This window comes from Streptomyces sp. NPDC126497, assembly GCF_040302425.1.
Lineage (GTDB): Bacteria > Actinomycetota > Actinomycetes > Streptomycetales > Streptomycetaceae > Streptomyces.
Genome location: NZ_JBEORT010000187.1, coordinates 1 through 5,049 on the forward strand (window position 1 = coordinate 1; position 5,049 = coordinate 5,049).

General features: G+C 77.5%; 1 protein-coding gene. It reads left to right on the top strand.

Going from position 1 to position 5,049, the window contains the following annotated elements; genetic code table 11:
* A partial coding sequence (locus tag ABTY20_RS34785) for a non-ribosomal peptide synthetase (protein WP_352001146.1) occupies window positions 1-5,049 on the top strand: 5,049 nt, incomplete at both ends.

The following is a 5,049-nucleotide window of genomic DNA, read 5'->3' on the forward strand; positions in this document are numbered from 1 at the left end:
CGGCCCGCCCGCAGACGGCGGCGGACCTCGACCGGCACCAGCACGAAGCGGCCACGGCGCTGCGGGACGCCCTCGCGCTGCTCGACCGCGCCGGCGCCCGCCGCCTCCTCGTGGTGACCCACGACGCGCACGCCACCGGTCACGGCCCGGAGCGTCCGAACCCCGCCCAGGCGATCCTCGGCGGACTCTCCCTGGCCGTGCCCGGGGAATCGGCGGGGGTGGTCGCGAACTGGGTCGACCTCTCCTCCCTCGACGACGAGGAACAGCACCTGCGCGCACTGCTCGCCGAGACGTCGGCGCCGCAGGCCGAGGGGGCCGTCGCCTGGCGGGCCGGGCAGCGCCTGGTGCGGAGCGTCGTGCCGCGCACCGGGGACCGGACGGACGGCGCGCCCCCGCTGCCCGCCGACGGCGCGTACCTGGTCACCCGCGGCGCCGGCGGCATCGGCTCCGCCCTCGCCCGGCGGCTCGCCGACCGGGCCCGCCCCGTCCTGGTACTGGCGGGCCGCTCCCCCCGCCCGCCCCGGGGCCTGCTGGAAGAACTCACCGCCCTCGGCGCCGACGCCCGCTACGTCGCGGCCGACCTCACCGTTCCCGACGACGTCGAACGGCTCGTCGCCGGCCTCCCCCCGCTGGACGCCGTCTTCCACGCGGCCGGAGTCGCCCGGCCCGGCAGCCTGCGCGGAACGGACGTGCGGGAGACGGTGGACGCGCTGGGCGCGAAGACGCTCGGCACCGTCCTGCTGGCCGGGGCACTGGACCGGCACGGTCAGCACCCGGCGGTGTGCGTCGCGTTCTCCTCGGTGTCGTCGGTGCTTCCCGGTCTGGCGGGCGCCCTGGGCGCCTACGCCGCCGCGAACGCCTTCCTCGACTCCTTCGCCGGCGCCGAGCGACGGGCGGGCCGCCCGTGGCTGTCGGTGAACCTCGGGCCGTTCGGCGAGACGGGACTCGCCGCCGCGGGCGCCGGTGCCCTTCCGGACGCCGCGGGCCGGCCGCTGTCGACGGCACCCGCGCTGGCCGCCCTCCGGTCCGTCTGCGGCACGGACGCGGCCCAGCTGGTCCTCGCCGATCTGGCGCCCGTGGCGCCCGCCGCCACCCCGGTGCCGCCGTCCACGGCCGGGGGGACGGGTGAGCGGACCCCGGCGTCCTCCGGCACGGCGGCCGTCCTGCGGGAGCTGCTGGCGCGGTCCCTCGAGGTCCCGGCGGCGGCGGTGGACGACGACACGCCGTTCCTGACTCTCGGCCTGGACTCGCTGGGCGCCGTCGACCTCGTCAAACGGCTGGAGCGCAGGCTCGGCCGGGACCTGCCGACCACGCTCTTCTTCGAGCACCGGACGGTGCGCGAACTCGCCGCCCACCTCGACGGCGGGGACCCGGAGCGTCCGGACGGCGAGCCCTTCGCGCTGACGCCCGTCCAGCTCGCGCTGCACACCAGCAGCCTGCTGCACCCGGACGTCCCGGCGCGCGGTCATCTGCGGCTGACGATCCGCGGTCCGCTCGACACCGGCGTCCTCGGCCGTGCGCTGTCGCACCTGGCGGACCGGCACGGCGCGCTGCGGCTGCGGGTGGACGCCGCGGGTCCGCGGCCGGCGCAGCGGGTGGCGGCGCCGGTCGCGGTGGAGGACTGGTACGAGGTGCTCGACTGCGCCGCCGAGGACGTGTCCGACGTCGAGTCCGCCGTGTGCAACCGGCCGTTCGACCTGACGGCGGGCCCGCCGGTGCGGGCCGTGCTGCTGCGCCAGGAGCCGGAACTCGCCCATCTGCTGCTGGTCGTGCACCACGCGGCCGCCGACGGGTACAGCCTCAGCGTCCTCGCCGAGGAGCTGTGGGCCGCGTACACCGCGCTGTGGCGCGAAGAGCCCGCTGCGCCGCCGGCGCCGGCGCCGGACTTCGCGCGGTACGTGGCGGGCAGGAGGCACTCCGGCGTGCCGGACGGCGTCCGGCGCTACTGGGCGGAGCGTCTCGCCACGCGCGGGGAACCGCTGCGACTGCCCTGGGACGGCGATCCCGACGCTCCCGCGGCGGGCCCGGTCGTGCAGCACCACGGCGCGTTCGACGCGGAGCTGAGCACCGGTCTCGAACGGCTCGCCGCCGCGCACGGCGTGTCCCTGTTCCACCTGCTCCTGGCCGCGTACGCGCGCTGCCTCGCGCGGTGGACGGGTCGCCGGGACATCGCCGTCAACGTGGCCAGGGCCGGCCGCGACGACCGTTTCGACGGGGTGGACCGGCTCGTCGGCCCGCTCGCCGACACCCTGCCGCTGCTGTGCGAGGTGGACGGCGGTGAGCCGGTCGTGGCGCTGGCGGAGCGGTTGCGCGGCCTGTGGCTGGAGACCGAGCGGCACGCCGGGGTGAGCAGCCTGGACCTGGCCGGGATGCTGCCCGGCGCCGGGGCCGGTCCCCGCACGGTGAGCCCGGCGGGCTTCAGCTTCGCCCGGTTCCCGGCCGCGGCGGTCCCCGGCTGCCCGGTGGAGGTGCGGGCGACCGCGGCCGGCACCGGGTCGGCCACGACCCGGCTCTCCCTGCTGTGCTGGGCGGACGGTCCCGTGCTGCGCGTGTCGTGGAACTTCCCGGAGCCGCTGTTCGAGCGGGCCACCGTGGCGCGTCTGGACCGGGAGTTCCGGGCGGAGCTGGCGGCGCTCGTGCCCACGCCCGGACCGGCGCCGTCCGCGCTGCCCGAGGGGCCTCTGCCCCTGGTCGCCCGGCTGCTCGACCGGTTCCGTTCGCGCCCCGGCGCGACCGCCGTCGACGCCGGGGAGGCGTCCCTCACGTACGGGGCGCTCGACCGTGCCTCCGCCGCCCTCGCGGCACGGCTGCGGGCCCACGGCGTCCGTCCGGGCGACCTGGTCGGGCTGCTCACCGAGCCGGGCGCGGACACGGTGGTGGGCGTGGTGGGCATCCTGCGGGCCGGGGCCGGCTGGGTCCCGCTGGATCCGGAGCACCCGCGGGCGAGACTGACCGACCAGCTGACCCGCACGGGCGCCTCCACCGTGGTGTGCCACTCCCCCACCCTGGGCCTCGCCGGGACCCTGGCCGGCGTACGGGCGGTGACGGCCGACGGCCCGTCGGACGACGCCGCGCGCACCGCCGCCGTCGCCGCACCGGAGGCCGGGGCGATCGCGTACGTCATCTTCACCTCCGGATCGACCGGACGCCCGAAGGCGGTGCCGGTCACCCACCGGGCGATGGAGAACTACCTCGACTGGGCCGTCGGCGCGTTCGGCTACGGCCCCGACGACCGGCTCGCGCAGACCGCGTCGCCGTGCTTCGACGCCTCGGTGCGCCAGTTGCTCGCGCCGCTGATGACGGGCGGCACCGTGGTGACCGTGCCCAGGCATCTGCTGCGGGACCCCGAGCTGTTGCTGGCGCACGTGGAGCGGACGCGGGTGACCGTGTGGAGTTCCGTCCCCACGCTGTGGGAGCAGCTGCTGTCGGCCGCCGAGGCGCGGGCGGCGCGGGGCGGGCGGCCGGTGGACCTGTCGGCGCTGCGCTGGGTGCACGTCGGCGGCGAGGCGCTGCCCGTGGAGCACGTGCGCCGCTGGTTCGACCTCTTCGGGAGCGGCACGCGCATCGCGAATCTGTACGGGCCGACCGAGACGACCGTCAACGCCACCTGCCACGTCATCGAGTCACGCCCGGGCGACGAGGTGCGGCGGCTGCCGATCGGACGGTCCGCGGCCGGTGCCCTGCTGGAGGTGGTCGGTGCCGACGGCGCCGTGTGCGGGGCGGGCGAGGCCGGGGAACTGCTCATCGCGGGCGTCGGTCTGACCCCCGGCTACCTGGACGAACCGGAGCTGACCGCGCGGGCGTTCACGATGCGCGGGGGGCGGCGCTGGTACCGCAGCGGGGACCGGGTGCGCCGGTCGGCGGACGGTCTCCTGGAGTTCCTGGGCCGGGTCGACGACCAGGTGAAGATCCGCGGGAACCGGGTCGAGCCGGGAGAGGTGGAGGCGGCGCTGCAGGGCTGTCCCGGTGTCGGGCGGGCCGTGGTGCTCGCGCGGGAGGGACGGCTGCTCGCCTTCGTCACCCCCCGGACGGGGGCCGGACGGCCGGTCGCGGGTGAGGTGCGCCGGCACCTGGCCGGGCTGCTGCCGTCGTACATGGTCCCGGCGCGGATCACGTGCGTCGACGCGCTGCCGCTGACCGGGACCGGCAAGGTCGACCGGCAGGCGCTGCTGACGACGGACCCCGGGAGCGTCACCGGCGCCGCGCGGACGTCGTCCGGTGGCGGGGGGACCCCGCCGGCCACGGCGACCGAACGCCGGCTGGCGGCGGTCTGGTGCGAGGTGCTGCGGGTGACCTCCGTGTGCCGGGAGGACGACTTCTTCGAACTGGGCGGCGACTCGCTGCTCGTCCTGGAGGTGTTCGCCCGGCTCGCGGAGCGGGCCGGGCCGCTGCCCCGGCCGACCGTGATCTACCGCCACCGCACCCTCGCCGCGCTGGCGGACGCCGTGGACGCCGTCGCGGGCCGGGCCCCCGTGGCCGGGGACGCCTCACCCGCCGCGGCCGGCGACGGGGACCCGGGCCCGTTCCCGGTCACGGCCGGACAGCGCGGATTCCTGCTCGCCGAGGCGCTCTCGCCGGGCGGCGGGACGTGGCTGGCGCGGCTCAGGCTGTCCGGGCCGCTGGATCCGGACCTCTTCCAGCGGGCGGTGGACGTACTGGTGGAGCGCCACGGCATGCTGCGCACCGTCTTCCCCGCCGGTGCCCGGCCGCCCGTCCAGCAGGAGCTGCCCCGGTCACTGCGGCTGCCGGTCGACTTCGAGACGGTCGCCGGTCCCGCCGAGGTGGACGAGCGGGCCGCCGGCGAGGCGGAGCGGCGCCTGGAACCCTGGGCGTGGCCGCTGATGCGCCTTCGGGTGCTCACCCTGGAGCCGCACGAACACGTCCTGCTGGTGCACGCGCACCACCTCATCGGCGACGGATACAGCTCGGCGCTGCTGATACGGGAACTCACCGAGGTGTACGACCGGTTGGCCGCCGGCGCCCCGCCCGGGCCGCCCGCGCCGCGGGCCGGTTTCCGTGACCACGCCCTGGCGGTGGCCGCGTCCGGCA